Annotated in this window: 20 protein-coding genes and 1 pseudogene; 3 read left to right on the forward strand and 18 right to left on the reverse strand. The window is 75.5% G+C overall.

Annotated elements, in window-relative coordinates:
• The first annotated feature begins 518 nt into the window (after positions 1–518).
• Positions 519–1,007, forward strand: a complete 489-nt coding sequence (bldD, locus tag PSED_RS17745) for a transcriptional regulator BldD (RefSeq protein ID WP_013675621.1) — start codon at positions 519–521, stop codon at positions 1,005–1,007.
• 271 nt (positions 1,008–1,278) lie between these two features.
• On the opposite strand, the gene PSED_RS17750 is transcribed toward bldD, so the two are convergent.
• The 9 genes from PSED_RS17750 to PSED_RS17790 form a co-directional block, all read right to left on the reverse strand.
• A complete protein-coding gene (locus PSED_RS17750; protein WP_013675622.1) occupies positions 1,279–2,445 on the reverse strand; it encodes an MFS transporter in 1,167 nt (388 codons plus the stop codon).
• A gap of 96 nt (positions 2,446–2,541) precedes the next feature.
• Complete coding sequence (locus PSED_RS17755) at positions 2,542–4,056, reverse strand: ankyrin repeat domain-containing protein (RefSeq protein ID WP_013675623.1); 1,515 nt, start codon at positions 4,054–4,056, stop codon at positions 2,542–2,544.
• Positions 4,057–4,304: 248 nt separating this feature from the next.
• Positions 4,305–4,724: a transcription antitermination factor NusB gene (nusB, locus tag PSED_RS17760; RefSeq protein WP_013675624.1), complete on the reverse strand. Its 420-nt coding sequence runs from the start codon at positions 4,722–4,724 to the stop codon at positions 4,305–4,307.
• 1 nt (position 4,725) lies between these two features.
• Positions 4,726–5,289, reverse strand: coding sequence for an elongation factor P (efp, locus tag PSED_RS17765; protein ID WP_013675625.1), 564 nt, complete (start codon positions 5,287–5,289; stop codon positions 4,726–4,728).
• 200 nt (positions 5,290–5,489) lie between these two features.
• Positions 5,490–6,578: a M24 family metallopeptidase gene (locus PSED_RS17770; RefSeq protein WP_013675626.1), complete on the reverse strand. Its 1,089-nt coding sequence runs from the start codon at positions 6,576–6,578 to the stop codon at positions 5,490–5,492.
• Between the two features lie 4 nt (positions 6,579–6,582).
• Entirely contained in the window at positions 6,583–7,686 is a 1,104-nt protein-coding gene (gene aroB / locus PSED_RS17775) for a 3-dehydroquinate synthase (protein WP_013675627.1), read from the reverse strand.
• Positions 7,687–7,987: 301 nt separating this feature from the next.
• Positions 7,988–8,608 carry a shikimate kinase gene (locus PSED_RS17780; RefSeq protein ID WP_013675628.1) on the reverse strand — a complete coding sequence of 207 codons (621 nt, stop codon included), beginning with the start codon at positions 8,606–8,608 and terminating at the stop codon, positions 7,988–7,990.
• Complete coding sequence (gene aroC / locus PSED_RS17785) at positions 8,605–9,792, reverse strand: chorismate synthase (protein ID WP_013675629.1); 1,188 nt, start codon at positions 9,790–9,792, stop codon at positions 8,605–8,607. The genes PSED_RS17780 and aroC overlap by 4 nt, the downstream gene beginning before the upstream one ends.
• Positions 9,793–9,844: 52 nt before the next feature.
• The gene (locus PSED_RS17790) at positions 9,845–10,384 is read right to left on the reverse strand and encodes a prepilin peptidase (RefSeq protein ID WP_158511325.1); all 540 of its coding nucleotides are present in this window, start codon (positions 10,382–10,384) and stop codon (positions 9,845–9,847) included.
• Between the two features lie 710 nt (positions 10,385–11,094).
• Here PSED_RS17790 and PSED_RS17795 point away from each other — a divergent pair.
• The gene (locus PSED_RS17795; RefSeq protein ID WP_013675631.1) at positions 11,095–11,520 is read left to right on the forward strand and encodes a PPOX class F420-dependent oxidoreductase; all 426 of its coding nucleotides are present in this window, start codon (positions 11,095–11,097) and stop codon (positions 11,518–11,520) included.
• A 48-nt stretch (positions 11,521–11,568) separates the two neighbouring features.
• Here the strand turns inward: PSED_RS17795 and PSED_RS17800 are convergent, their stop codons facing one another.
• From PSED_RS17800 to shbA, 7 genes and pseudogenes are all read right to left on the reverse strand, one after another.
• On the reverse strand, positions 11,569–12,447 hold the full coding sequence (locus PSED_RS17800; protein WP_173400052.1) for a spermidine synthase: 879 nt from the start codon (positions 12,445–12,447) through the stop codon (positions 11,569–11,571).
• Between the two features lies 1 nt (position 12,448).
• A complete protein-coding gene (mltG, locus tag PSED_RS35335) occupies positions 12,449–14,539 on the reverse strand; it encodes an endolytic transglycosylase MltG (RefSeq protein WP_143770528.1) in 2,091 nt (696 codons plus the stop codon).
• A gap of 264 nt (positions 14,540–14,803) precedes the next feature.
• The gene (ruvX, locus tag PSED_RS17810) at positions 14,804–15,253 is read right to left on the reverse strand and encodes a Holliday junction resolvase RuvX (protein WP_013675634.1); all 450 of its coding nucleotides are present in this window, start codon (positions 15,251–15,253) and stop codon (positions 14,804–14,806) included.
• Positions 15,250–17,913: an alanine--tRNA ligase gene (gene alaS, locus PSED_RS17815; protein WP_013675635.1), complete on the reverse strand. Its 2,664-nt coding sequence runs from the start codon at positions 17,911–17,913 to the stop codon at positions 15,250–15,252. The genes ruvX and alaS overlap by 4 nt, the downstream gene beginning before the upstream one ends.
• A gap of 62 nt (positions 17,914–17,975) precedes the next feature.
• Entirely contained in the window at positions 17,976–18,281 is a 306-nt protein-coding gene (locus PSED_RS17820) for a hypothetical protein (protein WP_013675636.1), read from the reverse strand.
• Positions 18,278–18,655 (reverse strand): DUF948 domain-containing protein, encoded by a 378-nt coding sequence (locus PSED_RS17825; RefSeq protein WP_013675637.1) that lies wholly within the window; start codon positions 18,653–18,655, stop codon positions 18,278–18,280. Before PSED_RS17825 ends, PSED_RS17820 begins: the two co-directional genes overlap by 4 nt.
• A gap of 231 nt (positions 18,656–18,886) precedes the next feature.
• Positions 18,887–19,429, reverse strand: a pseudogene (shbA, locus tag PSED_RS17830) (RNA polymerase sigma factor ShbA); the annotation flags it as partial.
• 679 nt (positions 19,430–20,108) lie between these two features.
• Here shbA and PSED_RS17835 point away from each other — a divergent pair.
• A complete protein-coding gene (locus PSED_RS17835) occupies positions 20,109–20,819 on the forward strand; it encodes a TetR/AcrR family transcriptional regulator (RefSeq protein WP_013675639.1) in 711 nt (236 codons plus the stop codon).
• A 28-nt stretch (positions 20,820–20,847) separates the two neighbouring features.
• On the opposite strand, the gene rocD is transcribed toward PSED_RS17835, so the two are convergent.
• Together rocD and PSED_RS17845 are read right to left on the reverse strand one after the other, a co-directional pair.
• Positions 20,848–22,083: an ornithine--oxo-acid transaminase gene (rocD, locus tag PSED_RS17840; RefSeq protein ID WP_013675640.1), complete on the reverse strand. Its 1,236-nt coding sequence runs from the start codon at positions 22,081–22,083 to the stop codon at positions 20,848–20,850.
• 154 nt (positions 22,084–22,237) lie between these two features.
• A complete protein-coding gene (locus PSED_RS17845; protein WP_013675641.1) occupies positions 22,238–22,690 on the reverse strand; it encodes an Lrp/AsnC family transcriptional regulator in 453 nt (150 codons plus the stop codon).
• Positions 22,691–22,709 lie beyond the last annotated feature (19 nt).

The raw sequence follows: 22,709 nt of genomic DNA on the forward strand, positions 1-22,709 counted from the left end.
CTCTCCTTCCCCGCCTCGCCGGACGGGTCGTTAAAGGAACTGGTGCGCGGTCACGCTATCAGCGATCGCCGCCGGACCGGGGTGCACGCGGGCGCTACCGGCCCGGGTCACACGGTCACGCCGGTCACACCCGATCCCGCGGCTCGGCCGGGGCCGAACGGTCACAGTCCGATAACACTCACGGAAGTCACAGAAGCACCATCCGTCCCTGCAGACGCAGCTGATCCGCCCAGCGTGGCCGCCATCGTCCCTGGACGGGGCGTGTCGATCAGCCGTTCGAGTGGAGAACCGCCCATGTGGCTTCAGGACGGCTCACCCGGCTTGACCCGGCGACGGAGAGGGGCGCATGATTACTCTCCGTATCGATCAGCTGGCTCGCGAGTGGCCGCGGAAGCGGGGGGCACCGTCTCGACGAGCGCTGATGACGGCGGACCGGCGGAGGGGTCGGTCCGGCCACGCACGACCAGTACACGGACGTCGGTCCCGCGGCCGGACGTCCTGCGAGAGGGGATCGCCACATGGGCGACTACGCCAAGGCACTCGGCAGCAAGCTCCGCGCCATCCGGCAGCAGCAGGGTCTGTCGCTGCACGGCGTCGAGCAGAAGTCGGGTGGCCGGTGGAAGGCCGTCGTCGTCGGCTCCTACGAGCGCGGCGACCGCGCCGTCACCGTCCAGAAGCTGGCGGAGCTCGCCGACTTCTACGGCGTCCCGGTCGCCGAGCTGCTGCCGGAGGGCCGCGTGCCGTCGGGCTCCGAGCCCGCGACGAAGATCGTCATCAACCTGGAGCGGCTGCAGCAGCTGCCCGCCGACAAGGTCGGTCCGCTGGCGCGCTACGCCGCGGCGATCCAGAGCCAGCGCGGCGACTACAACGGCAAGGTCCTCTCGATCAGGGCCGAGGACCTCCGATCTCTCGCGATCATCTACGACAAGACCCCCGGCGAGCTGACCGACCAGCTCATCGACTGGGGCGTGCTGCCCCCCGAGGCGCGTCCGCACCGCGTCGACTGACGCGCACCGGCACCGCGTCGACTGACGCGCACCGGCTCTGCGTCGACCGACGCGCACCGGCTCTGCGTCGACTCGTCACGCGCCTGCGGGCCGGGCGTCCGGCGTGCGCCCGCACCACGTCCCGTCCGGCCCCGCAGGACTCGACGGGTCCCGCCCACGTCGCGTCCGGCGCCGCCTGCGGCGGGTCCGCTCGGGGCCTTCGTCGAGTGCGCCCGGCCGCGCCGGCGCCGCACCCGCGCGTTCCGTGCCCTGCCGGCGGTACGGGCGGGCGTCACGCGTCGACGGTCGCTGCGGGACGGGTACCCGCCCGCAGCGAGAACACGGCCAGCACCGCGCCCATCGCGGCGAGCAGCGCCCCCACCGCCGACGGCGCCCCCAACCCGAGACCCGCGGCCAGCGCCACGCCGCCCAGTGCCGCGCCCAGCGCGTTCGCGACGTTGAACGCGGAATGGATCGCCGCCGAGGCGAGCACGGGGGCGTCACGCGCCGCGTCCATGACCACCGACTGCACCGCCGGGACCAGCGCCAGGCCGAGCAGCCCGACCCCGAACACGACGAGCGGCGCGAGCCACCGCGAGTGCAGCGCCAGCACCGCGGCGGCCAGCAGGACCGCCTGCGCCGCGAGCAGCACGACCATCACGCGCCGCGGGTCGACCCGGTCGGCGACGCGCCCGCCCAGGACGGTCCCCAGCGTCATGCCCAGGCCGAAGACGCCGAGCAGGACCGGCACGACGTCGGAACCGAACCCGGCGAGCCCGGTGATCACCGGCGCGATGTAGCTGTAGAACGCGAACAGCCCCCCACAGCCCAGCACGATCATCGCGAGGACCAGCAGTACGGAGCGCTGCCGGAACACCGCCAGTTCCGCCCCGAGCCGGGCGGGCGTCCCGACGCCCGCCCGGGGCACGAGCAACGCGATCCCCGCGACGGACGTCAGCGCCACGACGACGATCACCGCGAACGCGGCGCGCCAGCCCACGACCGACCCCAGCGCGGTCGCCGCCGGGACCCCGAGGACGTTCGCCACCGTGAGGCCGAGGAAGACCGCGGCGACGGCCCTGGCCCGGCGTTCCTCCGGCACGAGTGACGCCGCGACCAGTGCCGCGACACCGAAGAACGCGCCGTGCGGCAGCCCGGTCAGGAAACGCACGGCCACGAGCAGCCCGAACGACGGCGCGGCCGCCGCCAGCGCGTTGCCGACCGCGAACATCGCCATGAACAGGATCAGCATCCGGGTGCGCGGCAGGCGCAGGCTCACCGCCGTGAGCAGCGGAGCCCCGACGACGACGCCGATCGCGTAGGCCGTGACGAGCGTGCCCGCAGCCGGGACCGAGACGTCGAGACCCGTCGCGATCTGGGGCAGCAGGCCCATCACGGCGAACTCGGTCAGGCCGATGGCGAACGTGCCCAGGGCGAGGGGCAGGATCGCGACGCGCAACAGGAACTCCGACGGTCGGTGGGCCCGCCGGGGAGAGTCCGCCGGCGGCAGGCCGCCCGTCCTCGCGCCGCCCCACCACCACGCTAGTCTGCCGCGTCAGGTCCCCGGGATGTGGCGTTCCTCCCGTGCGGTCAGCTCCGCGGCGAGCGCCGTGTGCCCGGCGTGCGCGGCCCAGCCGGCGGGCGTCGCGCCGAAGCGGGCGTCGCGCACGGTCGGATCGGCGCCGCGGGCGAGCAGCAGCGCGACCATGTCGTGGTCGGCGCGCAGCGCGGCCTCGTGCAGGGCGGTGTTCCAGCCGTCGTGGCCGGCCCCGTCGCCGCGGCCGCGGACGTCGACCGGCACGCCGAGATCGAGCAGCAGCTCCACGGCACGCCGCCGCCCGCCGGCGGCGGCCATGACGAGCGCCCCGGGCCGGAGCGCCGCCGCCTCGGCGCGCACCGTGTCCGGCGCCGCGGCGACCGCCGTGCCGTCCCCGGCGAGCGCGGCGGCGAGCAGTGCGGCCGCGGGGTCCAGCACGGGCCGGGACGCACCGCGGGCGACAAGCAGGTCGACGATCGCCGGGTGGCCCAGCCGCGCCGCCACCTCGGCGACCGGGGTGGTACCGATCCAGCGCCCGCCGCGGACCGCGACGTCGTTGTCCAACAACAGTTCCACCCGCACGGTCAGGCCGTGCAGGACGGCCCAGTCGAGCTGGTCGGCCAGCAGCCGCGCGGACTCGGGCAGGGTGTGGCCGAGCCGTGAACGCCACACGCCCCCGTCGCCGCGCCGGCCCAGGCCGTGGGCGAAGAGCAGGACGAGATGCGAGTCGTCGGCGCCGAACATGCGGTTGTAGAGGGTCTGCGCGTCGTCGGGGTCGGCGCCGCGTTCGAGCAGCAATGTCGCCAGTGGACGCTCGGCGGGATGACGGGGCTGGGCCTGCGGGCCGCCCTCCCCCTCGCCGAAGACACCGGTCAGCACCGTGAAGGGCGACGGCAGCCCGTGCCAGAGCCGGCCCGCGTTCGGGTCGGCGCCGTGGTCGAGCAGGAGTGTGGCGGCGGTGAGCACCGCGTCGACGTCGATCCGGGGGTCGTGGCGGGCGTAGGCGAGGTACATCAGCGGCGGCCACCGGTGCGGGCCGCCGTCGAGGCCGGCACGGGACGGGTCCGCCGCGAGGAGCCGGCGCAGGGCGTCGACGTCGGCGGTCGCCGCCGCCGTGTGCACGGTCGCCCCGGCGATCTCGGGGCGCGCGGCGAGCAGGGCGGCGGCGCGCTCCCGGCGGACCGGGTCGTCGCCGTCGTAGCGCAGGCACGCGAGGGCGAGGAACTCGTCGGCGGGGCTCGCGGCGGCAGGGTCGGCGGAGTCGGCGGGGTCAGCGGGTGGGACCCACGACCAGCGCGCGACGGTCCGCAGGTGCCGGACCAGCGGTGGCCAGCCCGCGAAGCCGTGCGTGCGGGCGAGCACGAGCTGGGCGACGTGCAGCGGGACGTCGCCGTCGGCGTGCTCGGGTGCCCAGCGGGCGACGCCCGCGCGGGCCGTGGCGTCGCCCGCACGGGCGGCACGGCTGAGCTCGCGGGCCTGGCGACGCAGCTGGTCGACGTCGGGGTCCTGCGGCAGGGGGACGACGGTGGGCACGAGCCCTCCTCTCACCACCCGTGGTCCGCGTACCGGGGGTTCGGGAGGAGGGTGTGCAGGACACGCATCCACACGGGAACCGCCCAGGTGGGCTCAGCCCTGCCCGCGGACCAGGTGGCGCCCTGGCGCGCCGTGGCGGACGCTACCAGCCTCCGGCCGTGGCGGGCCCCGGCGTGCGTCCGCCCGCGTCCGGCGAACGGGACGCGGGCGGAAGGAGGACCGGTGGTGCCGCGGCGCAGGGCGGGGCGTCAGCGTGTGGCGCGCAGGTGCTCCGCGATGTCGGCGATGCGGCCGAGCACGCCGTTGAGGAAGCGCGGCGAGTCGTCGGTCGAGAGCGTCCGGGCCAGCTCGACCGCCTCGGTGATGGCGACCGGGTCGTCGATCTCGTCGACCCACAGCAGCTCGAACACGCCGATGCGCAGCAGCGTCCGGTCGACGGCCGGCATGCGCGCGACCGTCCAGCCCTCGGCGTGCTCGGCCAGCAGCTGGTCGATCCGTTCACGGTGCTCGACGACGCCCTGTACCAGCAGCGCCGCGTAGTCCGAGACGGGCGGCGCGTCGTCGGTCTCCCGGCGGTTGCGCAGCACCTCGAGCGGGTCGTCGCCACGCGCCTCGGACTCGAAGAGGATGTCCAGGGCGCGTTTGCGGGCCTTGGTGCGCGCTCTCACGTCAGGAGCTGACGCGGCCGAGGTACCGGCCGTCGCGGGTGTCGACCTTGACCTTCTCGCCGGTGGTCACGAACAACGGGACCTGGATCTCCGCGCCGGTCTCCAGCGTGGCCGGCTTGGTGCCGCCGGTGGAGCGGTCGCCCTGCAGGCCCGGGTCGGTGTGGGAGATGACGAGCTCGACCGACGTGGGCAGCTCGACGTAGAGCGGGACGCCGTCGTGCAGCGCGACCATCGCGGTCTGGTTCTCCAGCAGGTACCCGGCCGCGGTGCCGACCGTGGGCTCGGGGATCGGGATCTGCTCGTAGGTGTCGCCGTCCATGAACACGAAGTCGGAGCCGTCGCGGTACAGGTAGGTCATGTCGCGGCGGTCGACGGTCGCGGTGTCGACCTTCGTGCCGGCGTTGAAGGTCTTGTCGACGACCTTGCCGGTCATGACGTTCTTCAGCGTCGTGCGCACGAAGGCGCCACCCTTGCCCGGCTTGACGTGCTGGAACGCCGTGACCGACCACAGCTGGCCGTCCAGGTTGAGCACCAGGCCGTTCTTCAGGTCGTTCGTCGTCGCCACGTGCGGGTGTCTCCTGAGTCGATGCGGGGCGAGCCGGAGCATGTGCGTGCCGGGCTCGTGCGGGCGGGAGGCGAACCGGGCCGGCGCCCGGTCCCGGGCGGACCGCCGAGCGACGCCGCCACGATTCCTGTCGTCAAGGATAGCGCCGGGCCACGACGCCGGACCGGACGGGCCGGTCGACGAAGGGCGGCCCCGCCGCGTCAGACCTCGACGAGCTCGCGCGGCAGGCGGGTGAGCGACTCCGCGCCGTCGGGCCCGACGACGAGGGTGTCCTCGATCCGCACCCCGCCGCGGCCCTCCAGGTAGACGCCGGGCTCGACGGTCAGCACCATGCCGGCGGCGAGCGTCCCGGTGCCGGTGGCCGCCAGCGCGGGCGCCTCGTGGATCTCCAGGCCGACCCCGTGCCCGAGCCCGTGCACGAAGTGCTCGCCCTGCCCCGCCGCGGCGATCACGTCGCGCGACGCGGCGTCGACCGCGACGACCTCGACCCCCGGCGCGAGCGCCGCACGACCCGCGAGCTGTGCACGTGCGACCAGCTCGTGCACGTCGCGCTGCCACTGCGCGGGCGGTCCGATGACGAAGGTGCGGGTGACGTCGGAGTGGTACCCGTCGACGAGCGCGCCGAAGTCGATCTTCACGAGGTCGCCGCGGCGCAGCGGGGTGTCCGTCGGGGTGTGGTGCGGGATCGCCGAGTGCGCACCGGTGGCGAGGATCGTCCGGAACGCCGGCGCGGTCGCGCCGTGCTCGCGCATGCGGTTCTCGAGGTCGAGGGCGACCCCGCGTTCGGTGCGGCCCGGCGCGAGACCACCCGCGGCCAGCAGATCGGTCAGCGCGGCCTCGGCGACCGCGCAGGCCGTGCGCAGCGCCGCGACCTCGACGGCGTCCTTCACCGCGCGCAGGTCGGCGACGAGGCCGGGGGCACGGACCAGCTCCGTGGTGCCGGCCGCCTCGTCGAGGGCGAGATGGGCGTCGACGGTGACGGCGTCGGACTCGAAGCCGAGGTGCTGCACGCCCAGCCAGGACGCGCGCGCGGCCAGCGCGCGGGCGCTCGCGCGGTCGGTCACCACCGGGAGGTCGGGCACCTCGGCGGCGGACTGGGTCACGTAGCGGCCGTCGGTGCAGAACAGGCTCGCGTCGTCGTCCTCGGCGGCTACGAGGAGCGCCGCGTTGGACCCGGTGAACCCGGTGAGGTAGCGGATGTTGACCAGGTCGGTGACGAGCAGCCCGTCGAGCTCGCGGGCACGCAGCCGCGCGCGCAGGGCGGCGCGGCGGACGGCCTGGGGGCGCATCGGGTCAGCCCGCGGCCACGACGTCGTAGGCCCGTTCCAGCAGCGCGGGATCGGGCCCTTCGAGCCGGCCGGGCTTCGCCAGGCCGTCGAGCACGACGAACCGGAGCATGCCCGCGCGTGCCTTCTTGTCCCCGGCCATGGTCGCGACGAGCTCGGGCAGCGCGTCCGGGGCGTAGCCGACGGGCAGCCCGATCGAGGTGAGGACCCCGCGGTGGCGGTCGGCGGTGGCGTCGTCGAGGCGGCCGGCGGCCCGGGCCAGCTCGGCGGCGAACACCATGCCGACGCTGACCGCGGCGCCGTGGCGCCACGTGTAGTCCTCGCGCCGTTCGATCGCGTGGCCGAGGGTGTGGCCGTAGTTGAGGATCTCGCGCAGGTGCGACTCGCGCAGATCGGCCCCCACGACGTCGGCCTTCACCCGGATCGCGCGCCGGACCAGCTCGGGCAGCACGTCGCCGCGCGGGTCCAGGGCCGCGGCCGGGTCCTTCTCGACCAGCTCCAGGATGACCGGGTCGACGATGAACCCGGCCTTCACGACCTCGGCCATACCCGCGACCAGCTCCGGCGCGGGCAGGGTCTCCAGCGTCGCGAGGTCGACGAGGACGGCGGCGGGCTCGTGGAACGCGCCGACGAGGTTCTTGCCGGCCGCGGTGTTGATCCCGGTCTTGCCGCCGACCGCCGCGTCGACCATGGCGAGCAGGGTCGTCGGCACGTGGACGACGTTCACCCCGCGCATCCACGTCGCGGCCACGAACCCGGCCAGGTCGGTGACGGCGCCGCCGCCGAAGCCGACGACGACGTCACGCCGGGTGAGCCCGACCGTCCCGCAGACCTCCCAGCAGTAGCCCGCCACGGCGAGCGCCTTGCCCTCCTCGGCATCGGGAACCTCGACGCGGTGCGCGTCGAGACCCGCGGCCTCCAGCTCCCGGCGGGCGGCCTCGGCCTCGTCGGCGAGCGGCGGCTGGTGGACGAGGACCGCCGTACGGGCACCGGTGCCCTCGACGACCTCGGCGAGGTCCCCGCGCACGCCGCGACCGACCCGGACCTCGTAGGGACGCTCGGCGGCGACCTCGATACGGACCGACTCGCCGGGCTTCACGGGCTCGCTCATGCGACGACCCTAACGACGACCGGGCGCGCGCCGGGCCGGCACCCGGCGAGCGCCCGCCCCGTCCTGAGGGTGGGGGGGCGCGGTCAGGGCCGCCCGCCGACGCGGCGGTCACGGGCGCGCGTCCCCGCGGCGGTCAGGTCCGGCCCGCCGAACAGCGGGTCGGGGCCGGGCGCCCGGACAGCGGTACGGACCGCGCGCCCGTGCGGCGGTACGGCCGGTCGCTGCGCGGCGGTCGGTCGGCCGGCGCGCCTGGCCGCACGGCCAGGCGCCCACACGGCGCAAGGGCCGGACGTCGTCGCGGTCAGGAGCGGGCGTCGTCGCGCACGAAGGGGGCGGGCAGGTCGACACCGTCGTGCGGGGTCGGCTCGTCGAGCGGGTCGCCCGGTACGGGTGCGGGCTCGGGGACGGACTCCCCCAGCGCCGCCAGCACGGCCGTCGCGACCTGGTTGGCGCTGCGCTTGGCGGTCTCGACCGTCACCGTCGCGACCTCCGCGTACAGCGGCGCCCGGGCGTCGAGCAGGGCCTTGAACGTCGCGCGGGGATTGACACCCGCCAGCAGCGGGCGCGCCGTGGACATGCCGGTGCGCCGCATGCCGTCGGCCAGGGTCACGCTCAGGGCGACGACCCGGTGGCCCCGCAGGGCGGCCCGCGTCTCCGCGGCCAGCACCGCGCCGCCGCCGAGCGCGAGGACCCCGCAGTCGCGGGCGAGGGCGTCGGCGACGACCTCGCGCTCGAGGGCCCGGAACGCGTCCTCACCGTCCTCGGTGAATATGTCGGCGATCGACTTGCCGGCCCGCTCCTCGATGAGCGCGTCGGCGTCGGTGAACGCGACGCCCAGCCGGCGCGCGACCACCTTGCCGACGGTGCTCTTCCCGGAGCCGGGCGGCCCGACGAACACGACGCTCGGCCTGCCCCCGCTCACCCGTCCGCCCCGAAGCGCGGCGCGGCCTGCTCGTAGGAGCGCAGGTTGCGGACGGTCTCGGCAACCGAGTCCCCGCCGAACTTCTCCAGCGCCGCGTCGGCGAGCACGAGGGCGACCATCGCCTCGGCGACGACACCGGCCGCCGGCACCGCGCAGACGTCGGACCGCTGGTGGATGGCCTGGGCCTCGTGCCCGGTCGCGACGTCGACGGTGCGCAGCGCCCGCGGGACCGTGGAGATCGGCTTCATCGCCACACGTACCCGGACCGGCTCGCCGTTGGTCATGCCGCCCTCGATGCCGCCCGCGCGGTTGCTGAGCCGCTCGACCGGCGCGCCCGGCACCATCTCGTCGTGCGCGGCGCTGCCGCGGCGGCGGGCGGTGCGGAAACCGTCGCCGATCTCGACGCCCTTCATCGCCTGGATGCCCATGAGGGCGCCGGCGAGCCGCGCGTCGAGCCGCCGGTCGGAGTGGACGTACGACCCGACGCCGACGGGCATGCCGTAGGCGATCACCTCGACGACGCCGCCGAGGGTGTCGCCGTCCTCCTGCGCGGCGTCGACCTCGGCGATCATCGCCGCGGCCGCCGCCGGGTCGACGGCGCGGACGGGGTTGGCGTCGACCTTCTCGAGGTCGCCGGGACCCGGAACGACGTCGTCGGGCGCCTCCGCGGCACCGAGGGCGACGACGTGGGACACCACGGTGACCCCGAACGCCTGGGCGAGGAACGCCTTGGCGACGGTGCCCAGAACGACACGCGAGGCGGTCTCCCGCGCGCTCGCCCGCTCGAGGACGGGACGGGCGTCGTCGAACCCGAACTTCGTCATCCCGGCGAGGTCGGCGTGACCCGGGCGCGGCCGGGTGAGCGGAGCGTTGCGCGCACGGTTGGCGATCAGCTCCGGGTCGACCGGATCGGCCGCCATCACCGTCTCCCACTTGGGCCACTCGGTGTTGCCGATGCGCACCGCGACAGGGCCGCCCTGCGTGAGACCGTGGCGGATGCCGCCGATGATCTCCAGCTCGTCGGCCTCGAACTTCATCCGGGCGCCGCGGCCGTAGCCCAGGCGGCGCCGGGCCAGCTCGGCCGCGATCTCCTTCGACGTCACCTCGACGCCGGCGACCATGCCCTCGAGCACGGCGACCAGGGCCGGACCGTGCGACTCCCCTGCGGTGATCCAACGCAACACGCCGTCCATCCTCTCACCCGTCCACCTGCGCACTCGCCGCGGTCGTCCCCGGTCAGCCCGGCGGCCCGACGGCCGTCACGACGGCGAGCACGCCGACCACCAACGCGGGCCCGAACGGCACCTCGACACCGCGCACCCGACCGGTCCGCGCGGCCACGACCAGCGCGTGCAGCGCGCCGAGCACCGCACCCACGAGACCTGCCAGGAGCAGAGCCGGCCAGCCGTCGCGACCCGCCGTCGCGCCGAGTGCGGGCGCGAGCGTGCAGTCTCCCCCACCGAGCCCGCCGCGGGTCGCCGCGCGGACGAGCAGCAGCACCCCCGTCGCCGCGGCCGCGGCGGCGACGGCCCGGGCCACCCCCGCCGGGTCGACCCACGCGGTCGGGACCAGCGCGAACCCGGACCCGGCCGTCGTCGCGACGGTGAGCGGTCCGGGCAGTCGGTGCACCGCCGCGTCGACGGCCACGAGGGCGATCCCGCACACCGCGATCCAGCATCCCGCGACCGCGGCCGGGCCCGGCCGGGCGGCGACCACGAGCGCGCAGGCCAGCGCGGAGACCGCCTCGACCGAGGCCGCGGGCGGTCCGATCCGCACCCCGCAGCACGGTGCCCGTCCGCTGGCCGGAAGCCGGCCCGGTCCCGGGGCGCGCCACCACCGGCGCGGGACCACGGCCGCGGCCGGGCCCCGGCCTTTCCGCGGCCACGCACCGGGGACCCGTGTTCCGACGGCGAGCGCCGCCGCACAGCGCGGACAGCGCGACCGGAAGGCGTCCCGTCCGGGGACCGAGTGCCGGAAGATCGCCGCCCGCACCGAGGGACCCGCCACCCCGCCCGCCACGGCGGCGAGCAGGAGCACCGCGAACTCGACCGGCCGGCGCGCCGCAGCGGCCGGTCCGAGAACCGCCCCGACCACGACCACCCCGACGACCGCCCCGCTGGGCGGCGCGCGCGTCGGCCCGGCCGGTGGTGCCGCCGACCGGCCGCGGGGGGCCGGCTTCAGCCACCGCCCAGGTCGCCGGGCAGGACGCGAACCCCGCGCGGGACGCGACGGGGATGGCCCGCTCCCGGCCGCGAGCGCCGGGCGTCCGCCCGTCGCGGACGCGGTCCCGTCCCGCGGCGCCCCGACGGCCCGTTCGTGTCCGTTCATGCCCTGATCGTCGTCCGGCCTGCCCGGCGGCGGGGCAGGTCCGCCGCGACCTGTGGATCGTCACCGGACATGGGGACGGTTCGCCTCCGGTGAGCCCGACACGTCCGAGAACGTCGGTGGCGTGTGCTGGGCCGTGATCGGGACTAGCGTCGGCGGACGTGGCCGCCGACGACGCCCTCATCGCCCAGTTCACACAGGCCGGAACGGGCATCCTGATGACCCTCAAGCGCGACGGGCGGCCCCAGGCCTCCGTCGTCGCGCACGCCATCGACCCCGCGACCCGCACGCTGCGCATCTCCGTGACCGACGACCGCGCGAAGACCCGCAACCTGCGCCGCGACCCGCGCGCGACCTACATGGTCGTCCGGCCCGACGGAGGCGGCTACGCCGTCGGCGAGGGCACCGCGGAACTCTCGGCCCCCGCCGCGGACCCGCACGACGCGACGGTCGACGAGCTGGTCGACGTCTACCGCGCGGTGCAGGGCGAGCACCCCGACTGGGACGAGTTCCGCGCCGCGATGGTCGAGCAGCGCCGCCTCGTGCTGACGATCCGCCTCGACCGCGTGTACGGCTGGGGCGCATGACCTGGCCGCTCACAGGGCCCGACCCGGTCACAGGGCGCTGGGCCTGGCTCAGGGCCCGTCGGCAGGACGGCCGAAGAACCCCGCGGGCGGGACCGGTGACGGCACGGCCGTCCGGTCGGTGACCACGGCCCCCGTCCGGGCGAACCGGCGCAGCTCGGCACCGTGCCGCACGCCGGCCGGGAAGGGGTCGGCGGCGGTGGCCCGCGCCAGGTCGCCGAGCGGCAGCGGGTCGGCCGAGGCGAGCAGCAGCAGGTTGCCGAAGCGGCGCCCGTGCCAGACGTCGCCGGCCACGACGAGGGCGCGGTGCGCCAGTACCGTGCCGACCGTCGTGACCTGGCTGCGCGCGAACGCGAGCGGTCCGCCGTCGGCCAGGTTGACCGCGAGGACACCGCCCGGTGCGAGGGCGGCGGCGGCGAGCCCGGCGAACTCGACCGACGTCAGGTGCGCCGGGATCCGGGCGCCGGCGAAGACGTCGACGACCAGCAGGTCGGCACCGCCCGGGGGCAGGGCCACGGCCTCGGTGCGGGCGTCGCCGACGCGCAGCTGCCAGAGGTCGTCGTCGGCCGGCAGCCGGTCGCCGACCAGCCGGGCCAGCGCCCCGTCGAGCTCGACGACCGTCTGCGGGGACCGCGGCCGCGTCGCCGCGACGTAGCGTGCCAACGTCCACGCCCCGCCCCCGAGGTGCACGACACGCAGCGGCTCGCCCGCGGGGGCGAGCGCGTCGACGACGTGCCCGAGCCTGCGGACGTACTCGAACTCGAGATGGGTCGGGTCGTCGAGGTCGACGTGCGACTGCGCGGTGCCGTCGACGAGCAGCGTCCACGACGACGGCCGGTCCGGATCGGAGACCAGCTCGGCCAGCCCGTGGTCGACCTCGACGCGCACGACGACCGACGACCCCGAGGGCCCGGGCGATGGTTCGGGCACGTCAGAACGCGCCGTTGGCGATCGCCTGCCGCACGTTGTCCTGGTGCTCGGCGAGCGTCGTCCCGAAGCAGGAGGTGCCGTCGGGCCGGCAGCGGACGAAGAAGAGCCAGGGGCCGGGCTCAGGGGCGAGCGCCGCCGCCATCGCCGCCTTGCCGGGCGCCGCGATCGGGGTCGGTGGCAGTCCGGCGACGGCGTAGGAGTTGTAGGGGCCGACCTTCGCGCGGGCCTCCGCGGTCGTGCGGAGGGCCTGCACGTCGAGCGGGTAGTTGACCGTCGAGTCGAGCTCGAGGCGCTGGCCCGCGGCGAGCCGGTTGTAGACGACGCGCGCCACCTTCGGCATGTCCGGGGTGATCGCCTCCTTCTCGACGAGCGAGGAGATGATCAATGCCTGGTACGGGCTGACCCCGGTCTTCGCGCCGGCGTCGGCGACGCCGGTGGCCTCGAGGATCGGCACGGACGCCGCCAGCAGTGCCTTCCAGACGTCCGTGGCCGACGTCCCGGGTTCGACGTCGTAGAGGCCCGGTGCGACGAGACCTTCGAACCGGCGCGCCGGGTCGGCCTTGGTCACCCCGTCGACGGCCCATGCGGGGACGCCGAGCTGCGCCGGGTCGGCCTGCTCCATCGCCGCGCGCAGGTCGTCGACGCTGACGCACTGGCGCCTGCCGTCGATCTGGCCGCAGCTGGCCTGTGAGATCAGGCTGAGCACGCCGGGGCTCGTCGTCCCGTCGGGGGATCGGGTGTCGTCGAGCTGGGTACCGCCGCGGATCTCCAGCTTGCCGACGCGCGAGGCGGGGTCGACGAGCTTGCCGACCGCCGCGGCGGCCGACATCCGCCCGTTCATCTGGTAGTACCCGGGCTGCACCGCGAGGATGCGCTGGTTGCCGCGGGCCGCGTGGGTGAACGCCCCGGCGCTGGCGACGACGCCGCGGCTGGTGAGCATCGTGCCGATCTGGCTGGTGGAGTCGCCCGCCTGGACACGCACGATGACGTCGCCGCTACCGGGTCCGTCGTAGTCGGGGTCGAACAGGGAGCCGAAGAGGTAGACGCCGCCGCCCGCGATCGCACCGAGCAGCACGACCGCGGCGACGACCACCACGACGAGGCGCCTCCGCCGGTGCACCGCCGACACCGGCGCAGTCCGGCGGGCGCCGCGTCTGCCGGTCGGGGCGGCCGCGGTGCGCCGGGGTGCGGCACGGTCGGGCGGCTGATCACCGGGGTCGGCGTCGGCACGCCTGTCGCCGGTGCCGGGCGAGTACGGCTCGCCCGAACCCTCGCCGCCGTCCGGGTCGGAGTAGCGGTGGGAGTACGCGTCGCCGTCGTGGGACTCGCCCTCGTACGGTCCGCCCCCGTCGGATTCGCTGCCGTCCGACCCGCCACCGCCGGGGTCGCCACCGCCGGGGTCGCCGCCGTAGGACCCGCCGCCGGTCGGGTGGGTGCCGTAGCGCCCGCCGCCGCGGGCGTCGTATCGGGTCTCGTACGCGCGGGCGCCGGGTCCCGGGTCCTCGCGGTACCCGCCCGGCTCGGCCGTCCCCGACCGCCGGTACCCGGCCGCGCCGCGACCGGCCCGCTCCGCCGCCGCGTAGTCGTCGTCGCCGGGGTCGCGGTAGTCCGGGTACTCCGGCCGCGGCCTGCCGACACTTGGCCGGCCGTCCCCGTGCCGGGAATCCACGTCCCGGCCATCCCCCCGCTGGGCATCCGCACGAGCGTCCGCACGGGCGCCGACGCTGCGGGCGCGGACGGTCTCCGCGACGGCGCCCTCGTCGGCGACCGGCTCGCGACGGCGCGCACGCGACGCCGGTGGCATCGACGGGACCGTCCCCGGGTCGTAGGGGTCGGCCGGCTCGGCACGCCGGCGCCGGCCTCCCGCGGCGCGGCGGGCCGTCGACCCGGCGGCCGGAAGCTCCGGTCCCGAGCCCGTTCCGAACGAGGTGGCCCCGAACGAGGTGGCCCCGAACGAGGTGGCGAGGTCGTCGGCATCGCGACGAGCGCGCCGGCCCCGGTATCCGGGGAGCTTCTCGGTGCCCTGCTCGGTCTCGTGCCCCGGACGCTCGCGGCGACGCCGCGGCTCGCGCGCGGGCGGCTCGCCGTTCACCCGGTGGGCACCGCTGTGCCTGCCGAGGGACGACCCCGACGGGTCGGCGGGCCCCGGGCGGGGCTCGTCGTGCCAGGGCTCCGCGCGCCGCGGTGCCGCTGCGGCGCGGCGCGGCGGCGGCCGCCCGTCGTCTCGGCCGCGGCCGTCCGACCCCTCGGTCACCGGAGCCGGCCGGAGCTGCCGACGTCGGGCGCAACGGGGTTCACAGGTCCCGACAATACCGACGCCCCGACCGCGCGCGGACCGGCTCCTTCCTGCCGACCGTCACCGGGGCCGGGCGTCGAGCCAGCCCTGCAGGATCGCGACGGCCGCCGCCTGGTCGACGACCGCCCGCTGCCGCTTGCCCTTGACGCCGCGTTCGCGCAGCTGGCGGGTGGCGACGACGGTGGTCAGCCGCTCGTCGGAGAGCTCGACGGGGACGTCGAGGACGGCGACGAGGTCGTCGGCGAAGGCGCGGGCCGCCGCCGCGGCGGGACCCTCGGCACCGGCCAGCGTGCGCGGCAGCCCGACGATCACCTGCACCACGTCGTGCTCCGCCACGAGCGCGGCGATCTCGCGCAGGTCCGACCCGCTGCGGTCGCCCGCCTCCCGCAGGTCGCGCGCGACGGTGACCAGCGGCGTCGCGAGCATGCCGTCGGGGTCCGACAGGGCCACACCGACCCTGACGGCCCCGACGTCGATCCCGAGCCGGCGGCCGCGCCGGGGAGCGCTCACCCGGCGGCGAGCGCGGAGCGCAGCGCGGCGATGGCGTCGGGGACGCCCGCCGGGTTCTGCCCGCCGCCCTGAGCGAGATCGGGCTTGCCGCCGCCGCGGCCGCCGACGGCGGGCGCGAACGCCGGGATGAGCTTCCCCGCGGCGAGGCCGCGGTCGCGCGCGGCGGCGGTCGTCGCCACGACGAAGGAGACCTTGTCGCCGTCGGTGCCGAACAGGGCGACGACACCCGGCCGGTCGCCCAGCCGCCCCCGCACGTCGGCGGCGAGCGCGCGCAGGTCGTTACCCGAGACCCCGGCCGGGGCCGCGACCGCGACCAGTGCGATCCCGGCGACGTCCTCCGCGCCGTCGGCGAGTGCACCCGCGGCGCCCAGCGCGGCGTCGGCCCGGTGCTTCTCGAGGTCGCGCTCGGCGGTGCGCAGCCGCTCCACCAGCGCGGCGATGCGGTCTGGCAGCTCGTCGGGGCGTGCCTTGAGCTGGTCGGAGATCTGCGAGAGCAGCAGGTGCTCGGTCGAGACCTGGCGCAGCGCGTCGTTGCCGACGAGGGCCTCGACGCGACGGACGCCCGAGCCGATGGACGCCTCCGACAGCACCTTGACGATGCCCAGCTCGCCGGTGCGCGCGACGTGCGTGCCGCCGCACAGCTCGCGCGAGTAGTCCCCCATGTCGACGACGCGGACCCGGTCGCCGTACTTCTCGCCGAACAGCATCATCGCGCCGAGCCGGCGGGCCTCGTCCATGGAGGTCTCGTACGTCTCGACCTCGCGGTTCTCCTGCAGCTTCGTGTTGACCTCCTCCTCGATCTCGGCGAGCGCCGCGGCGGGCACGGCGCCGGACGGGGAGGTGAAGTCGAACCGCAGCCTGCCGGGGGCGTTGAGCGACCCGGCCTGCGCCGCCGCCGTGCCCAGGGCCCCGCGGACGCCCGCGTGCACGAGGTGGGTGGCGGTGTGGGCCCGGGAGATCGACGCGCGGCGGGCGACGTCGACCTCGGCGACGACGGCGTCGTCGACCGCGACGGTCCCGGCCTCGACGGTGCCGCGGTGCACGCGCAGCCCCGCGACCGGCGACTGCACGTCGTCGATGCGGACGATGGCCGATCCGGTGCGCAGCACGCCGTGGTCGGCCTGCTGGCCGCCCGCCTCGGCGTAGAACGGGGTGCGGTCGAGCACGACCTCGACCTGCTGGCCCTCGCTCGCGGCGGGGACCGCCGCCCCGTCGACGACGAGGCCGACGACGGTGCCCTCGGCGGCGAGCTCGGTGTAGCCGAGGAACGTCGTGGTGCCGTGGGCGTCGAGCAGCGGGCGGTAGACCGAGCCGTCGTGGTGGCCGGTCTTGCGCGCGGCCGCGTCGGCCTTGGCTCGGGTGCGCTGCTCGGTCATGAGCGCGGCGAACCGGTCCTGGTCGACGGTGAGCCCGGCCTCGGCAGCCATCTCCAGCGTCAGGTCGATCGGGAAGCCGTACGTGTCGTGCAGCTGGAACGCCTGGTCGCCGGCGAGCGTCGTGCCGCCGGCCCTGCGGGTGTCGGCGACGGCCACGTCGAAGATGCGCGATCCCGCGGTCAGCGTCTGCAGGAACGCCTCCTCCTCGGCGCGGACGACGGCGGAGATGCGCTCGAAGTCGGTGACCAGCTCCGGGTAGGACGGCGCCATCTCGTCGCGGACGACCTCGGCGAACGCGCCCAGCACGGGCTCCTGCACGCCGAGCAGCCGCGACGAGCGCACGATGCGGCGCAGCAGCCGCCGCAGGACGTAGCCGCGCCCGTCGTTGGAGGGGGTGACACCGTCACCGATGATCATGACGCCGGACCGGGCGTGGTCGGCGATGACGCGGAAGCGGACGTCGTCCTCGTGCGAGGCGCCGTAGCGCCGTCCGGACAGCTCCTCGGCACGGGTGATCACCGGCCGGACCAGGTCGGTCTCGTAGACGTTGTCGACGCCCTGCAGCAGGTACGCGACCCGCTCGATGCCCAGCCCGGTGTCGATGTTCTTCGCGGGCAGCTCACCGATGATCGGGAAGTCGTCCTTGGTCCCGCCGGCGGCCCGCTCCTTCTCCATGAAGACCAGGTTCCAGATCTCCAGGTAGCGGTCCTCGTCGACGACGGGCCCGCCCTCACGGCCGTACTGCGGCCCGCGGTCGTAGTAGATCTCCGAGCACGGGCCGCACGGCCCGGCGACGCCCATCGACCAGTAGTTGTCGGCCATGCCGCGGCGCTGGATCCGCTCGGCGGGGATGCCCGCGATGCGCTGCCACAGACCGGCGGCCTCGTCGTCGTCGTGGAAGACGGTGACCCAGATGCGGTCGGGGTCGAGGCCGTACCCGCCGTCGGACGTCGACGACGTGATGAGGCGCCACGCGTGCTCGATGGCGCCCTCCTTGAAGTAGTCGCCGAAGGAGAAGTTCCCCGCCATCTGGAAGAAGGTGTTGTGCCGCGTCGTGCGGCCCACCTCGTCGATGTCGCCGGTGCGCACGCACTTCTGGATCGACGTCGCCCGCGGGTACGGCGCCGGCGCGTCGCCGAGGAAGTACGGCTTGAACTGGACCATGCCGGCGTTGACGAACAGCAGCGTCGGGTCGTCGAGGATCAGCGACGCGCTCGCGACGCGGGTGTGGCCGGTGCCGGTGAAGTGGTCGGTGAAGCGGCGGGCGATCTCATGGGTCTGCACGGGGACGGCTCTCTACGTGATGCGGTCGGTGGGCCGAGGGGCGGGGCGGACGCGCGTGCGGGTCAACGCCCCGCCCGGCGCGCTCGCCGGGGGCTCGTCGCCGGGTCCTCTGCGACGGCGTCGGCGAAGGTGGGGACGGGGGTGCCGGTGCGGCGCTCGACCATGTCGGCCAGCTCCTGCTCGCGCGACTGCATGCCGGCGCGGACCTCCGCGCCGAACGCACCGAGGCCGGCACCGAGCTCGCGCAGCCCATCGGCGATGTTGGCGCCCATCCCGGCCGGGGTGAGGCTCTGCGCGGCGCGCGTGGCACGCCTGCTGCCGTAGACGCCCGCGGCGACGCCGACGCCGAGCCAGAACAGCCGCTTCACGCGCGGGCCTTCTTCCTGCCCTTGCCCGCGCGGCGGGCCTTGATCGCCTTGTTGACGCCGTAGGAGAACGCGGCGGCACGCACGAGCGGGCCACCGAGCGTCGCGGTGAACAGCGAGGACAGGACCGACACGTTGGCGGTGACGGTGCGGGCCCCGGCGGTGATCCCGTCGACACGTTCCAGCTGCGTGTTGACCTGGTTGAGCGTGGTGTGCGCGTCGGACAGCAGCGGCGCGCTGCCCTCGTGGGCCTTGCGGATCGCGACGGTGGCCTCGTCGAGGGTGCGGCCGAGCTTGATCAGCGGGACGGCCGCGATCAGCACCAGTACGACGAACGCGCCGGCGGCGATCAGCGCGGCGATCTGGCCAGCCGACACGTGTCCTCCTGACCCGGACGACGAGGCCCGGTGACGATGTCTGGTGATCGTCGCCAGGCTACTCCCCGGGCGGTTCGCCGCTCAGCCGACCCGTTCGTCCCGGTCCGCCTGCGCGGGGGACTCCGCACGGGCCCCGTCGGCGCCGTCGCCGGTCGCCTCGCCCGCCCCGTCGCCAGGGCCGTCGCCCGGTCCCCGGCCCGCGGCCGCGTCGGCCAGCAGCAGTGCCGCCGCCTCGTGGTCGACGAGAACCTGACGCAGCCGGGTGAGGGCCCGGTGCTGGGTCACCCGGACCGCGCCGGGTGTCGAGCGCACGGCGTGCGCGGTCTCCTCGGCGGACAGCCCGACGGCGACGCGGAGGACGATCACCTCGCGCTGGCGCGGGGTCAGGGTGTGCAGCAGCTCCCCCAGCCGCTCGCCGAGCTCGACGGCCAGCGCGCGGTGCTCCGGGCTCTCCGCCCCCGACACGGTGTCGGGCACCTCGGGGACCGGCTCGGACCGGTTGCGGCCGATGGCCCGGAACGCGTCGGTGACCTTGTGGGCCGCGATGCCGTAGACGAAGGCGCGGAACGACAGTCCCTTCACGGTGTAGTTGGGCAGCGCCCGCACGACGGCGAGGCAGACGTCCTGCGCGACGTCCTCGGCGGCGCCGATCACGGACTCCTGGCGGCCGAGCCGGGCGCGGCAGTACCGCAGCACCATGGGGTGGATGAGGGCGAGCAGCGCGTCCCGGGCGGCCGGGTGACCTGCGGCGGCGTCGCCGACGAGCGCCTCCAGCTGCTCGGCGGGACCCTCCGGGACGGGCTCGGCGGCGGCCTTCGCGGCGAGCGGGTCCTCGGCGAGCGCGAGCGCGGCGTCGGCGGGGCCGACCGCCCCGTCGGGCGTCGGCGGTGCGGCCGCGTCGGGCGCGACGCGCGGGCGCGGCAGCACCGGAACGGGCGGTGTCGAGGTGGTGACCGCGGCCGCGGCACCGGATGTGGCCATGACACCGGATGTGGCTCTGACACCGGATGTGGCTCTGGCAGACGGGACCGGGTACTTCGCGGGCGGCGTGGTGACCGGCGTCCGGGTCGTCACGGTCGCGGCGGTCGCGGCGGTCATCGGCGTGGGGTGCCGGCGGCGGCCGGCTCTGACGGAGCGTGCATCGGGGTCCCCTCCCTGCACCGGAGCCGCCATCGGTGGACCACCGGGCAACTCCGAATGTCCGACCGGTGCCGATCCGCGGTGAGGAAGCGGGCCCCGTTCACGGCAGCGCAAGAGGACTCGACGTCGATTCTCACCCACCGCGATCCCCCGACCGCCGGCGTGCGAGCCTCCCCCGCTGTACGGATCATGGAGACCGCTGTGCCCGGCGGTATCTCCACGACGTTCGACTTTCAAGTACAAATCCGTATCTTGGGTGAATCCCGACTTGGAGTCAAGGGTAATTGGGCCCGGATTGGCTACGCTGCGTGTAATGAGTCCCGCCCCCGACCCCCATTCGGCCGATCCGCGCGCGCGGGCCGCGGCCACGAAGCGCAACCGCACCCGGCGTGCGCTGCTCGATGCCGCCGACGCCACGTTCACCGCGCGGGGCTGGGTGCGCACGCGGATCGAGGACGTCGCCTCGAACGCGGGGGTCAGCTCGGCCACCGCCTACAACCACTTCCCCGCCAAGCACGCGCTGATCGCCGAGGTCTTCGCACCGCTCATCGCCCCACTGGTCGCCGCGTGCCGCGCCGCCGCGGCGGACGCGGCCCGGTCCGACACGCCGCCCGCCGAGGTCGTCGGCGCCCTTGTCACACAGATCCGCGCGCTGACCCGCATCGGCGTCCGCAACCGCGGGATCACCGCCGCCTACTGGGCCGCCACGCAGGACTACACGGTCCGCGTCGGCGCGCTCCCCGACCCCTCCGACGAGCAGGACCCCCGCGTGATCGCCCCCGTCGTCGACGTACTGCTCGACCTGGTCGAGAACGGCCAGCGCAGCGGGGCGCTGCGGACCTTCCCGCCCGCCGCGCAGCTGTGCCCGTCGCTCGTCGACGTCCTGCTCGCCCGGATCGCGCTCGACACGAGTCCGGCGTCCGGGCAGCTCGCGCGCCTCGTCGCCACGCTGGCGCTGGGCGCCCTCGCGCCCGAACGCGTCGTCGAGGGGAGCGTCGACGGCTGGACACTGACCCCGTCCTGACCGCGTCCGGGGCCGGGGGCGGGGGCGGTCAGCCGGCGAGCCCGGCCAGCACCTCGCCGAGCGTCGCGAGAGCGTGCCGCAGGTCAGCCTCCGCGATGACCAGCGGCGGCGAGAGCCGCACCGTCGCACCGTGGGTCTCCTTGGCCAGCACGCCGCGGGCACACAGGGCCTCACAGACCGTCCGTCCGGTACCGAGCGCGGGGTCGATGTCGACCCCTGCCCACAGTCCGACGCTACGGAACGTGACGACGCCGCGACCGACCAGCGCCTCGAGCTCCGTGCGCAGGATTTCACCCAGCGTGACGACCTGACGGAGCAGGGCGGGCTCCGCCATCAGGCCTACCGCGGCCCGTCCGACGGCGCAGGCGAGCGGGTTCCCGCCGAACGTCGAGCCGTGCTGGCCGGGTCGCAGCACACCCAGGACGGCCTCGTCGGCGACGACGGCGGACACCGGCAGGATGCCCCCGCCCAGGGCCTTGCCCAGCAGGTAGACGTCGGCGTCGACGCCCCCGAGACCGCGCGTCGCCAGGACGTGCCCGGTGCGCCCGAAGCCGGACTGAACCTCGTCGGCCACGAAGAGGATCCCGGCGTCGGTGCAGATGTCGCGGACGGCCGCCAGGTAGCCCGGCGGCGGCACCACGACGCCGGCCTCGCCCTGCACCGGCTCGACGAGCACGGCGACGGTCTCGGGCCCGACGGCCGCCCGCAGGGCGTCCGCGTCGCCGTACGGGACGACGTCGAAGCCGGGCGCGAAGGGCCCGAACCCGTTGCGCGCCTCCGGATCCGTCGAGAAGCCGACGATGCCGATGGTGCGGCCGTGGAAGTTGTTCGCCGCGACCACGACCCGGGCCCGGTCGTGGGGCACGCCGCGGACCTCGTAGCCCCACTTGCGGGCGACCTTCAGCCCCGACTCGACGGCCTCGGCGCCGGTGTTCATCGGCAGCACCATCTGCTTGCCGACCAGCGCCGCGAGCTCGGCGCAGAACGGGCCGAGCTGGTCGTTGCCGAACGCCCGGCCGGTGAGCGTCAGCCGGTCGAGCTGGCGGTGCGCGGCGGCCACCAGCGCGGGATGGCCGTGTCCGAAGTTGAGCGCCGAGTACCCGGCGAGACAGTCGATGTACTCGCGGCCCTCGACGTCGACGACGCGGGCACCCGAGCCGCTGGTCAGCACGACGGGCAGGGGCGCGTAGTTGTGCGCGGAACGCTCGGCGAGCAGCTGCTCGTGCCATGTGGTGGTCGCGGCGAGCGGGTCGGTCAGGGTCACGGCAGCCTCCCGGGTCGCGACGGGTGGTCGCGTACCTCGACGGTAGGAAGCCCCGCCGTGCACGACAATCGGCCTCCGTTGCGCGTCCACGGCGGATCGTTGCGCGTCCGGCGCCCGCCGTGGCGGATCGTTGCGCGGGCGCCGGTTCCCGCGATCAGGCCCGGGGACCGGCCCCGCGGCGCAGCAGCGGCGAGAGCACCAGGACCGACCGGGTCCTGGCGACGAACGGCTCTGCCCCGATGCGCTCGAGGACCCGTTCGAAGTCGCGCATGTCGGCGGCGAGGATGTGCAACAGCGCGTCCGCGTCGCCGGAGATCGTGCTCGCGTCGACGACCTCCGCGAACGGCTCCACCGCCGCCCTGATCACCTCCGGCGGGGTCGAGGACCGGCAGAACAGCTCCACGTAGCCCTCGACGGTCCAGCCGAGGGCCGCGGGGTCGATCGTCACCGTGAAGCCGGTGATCGCCCCGCCCGCGCGCAGCCGGTCGACGCGGCGCTTGACCGCGGAGGCCGTCAGCCCGACGCGCCCGCCCAGGTCGGCGTAGCTGCGCCGGGCGTCGTCGGTGAGCAGGGCGATCAGCTGCTCGTCGAGCCGGTCCAGCCGCATGTGCGCATCATCGGGCATC

This window comes from Pseudonocardia benzenivorans CB1190, from assembly GCF_000196675.2.
In the GTDB taxonomy this organism is placed as follows: domain Bacteria; phylum Actinomycetota; class Actinomycetes; order Mycobacteriales; family Pseudonocardiaceae; genus Pseudonocardia; species Pseudonocardia benzenivorans.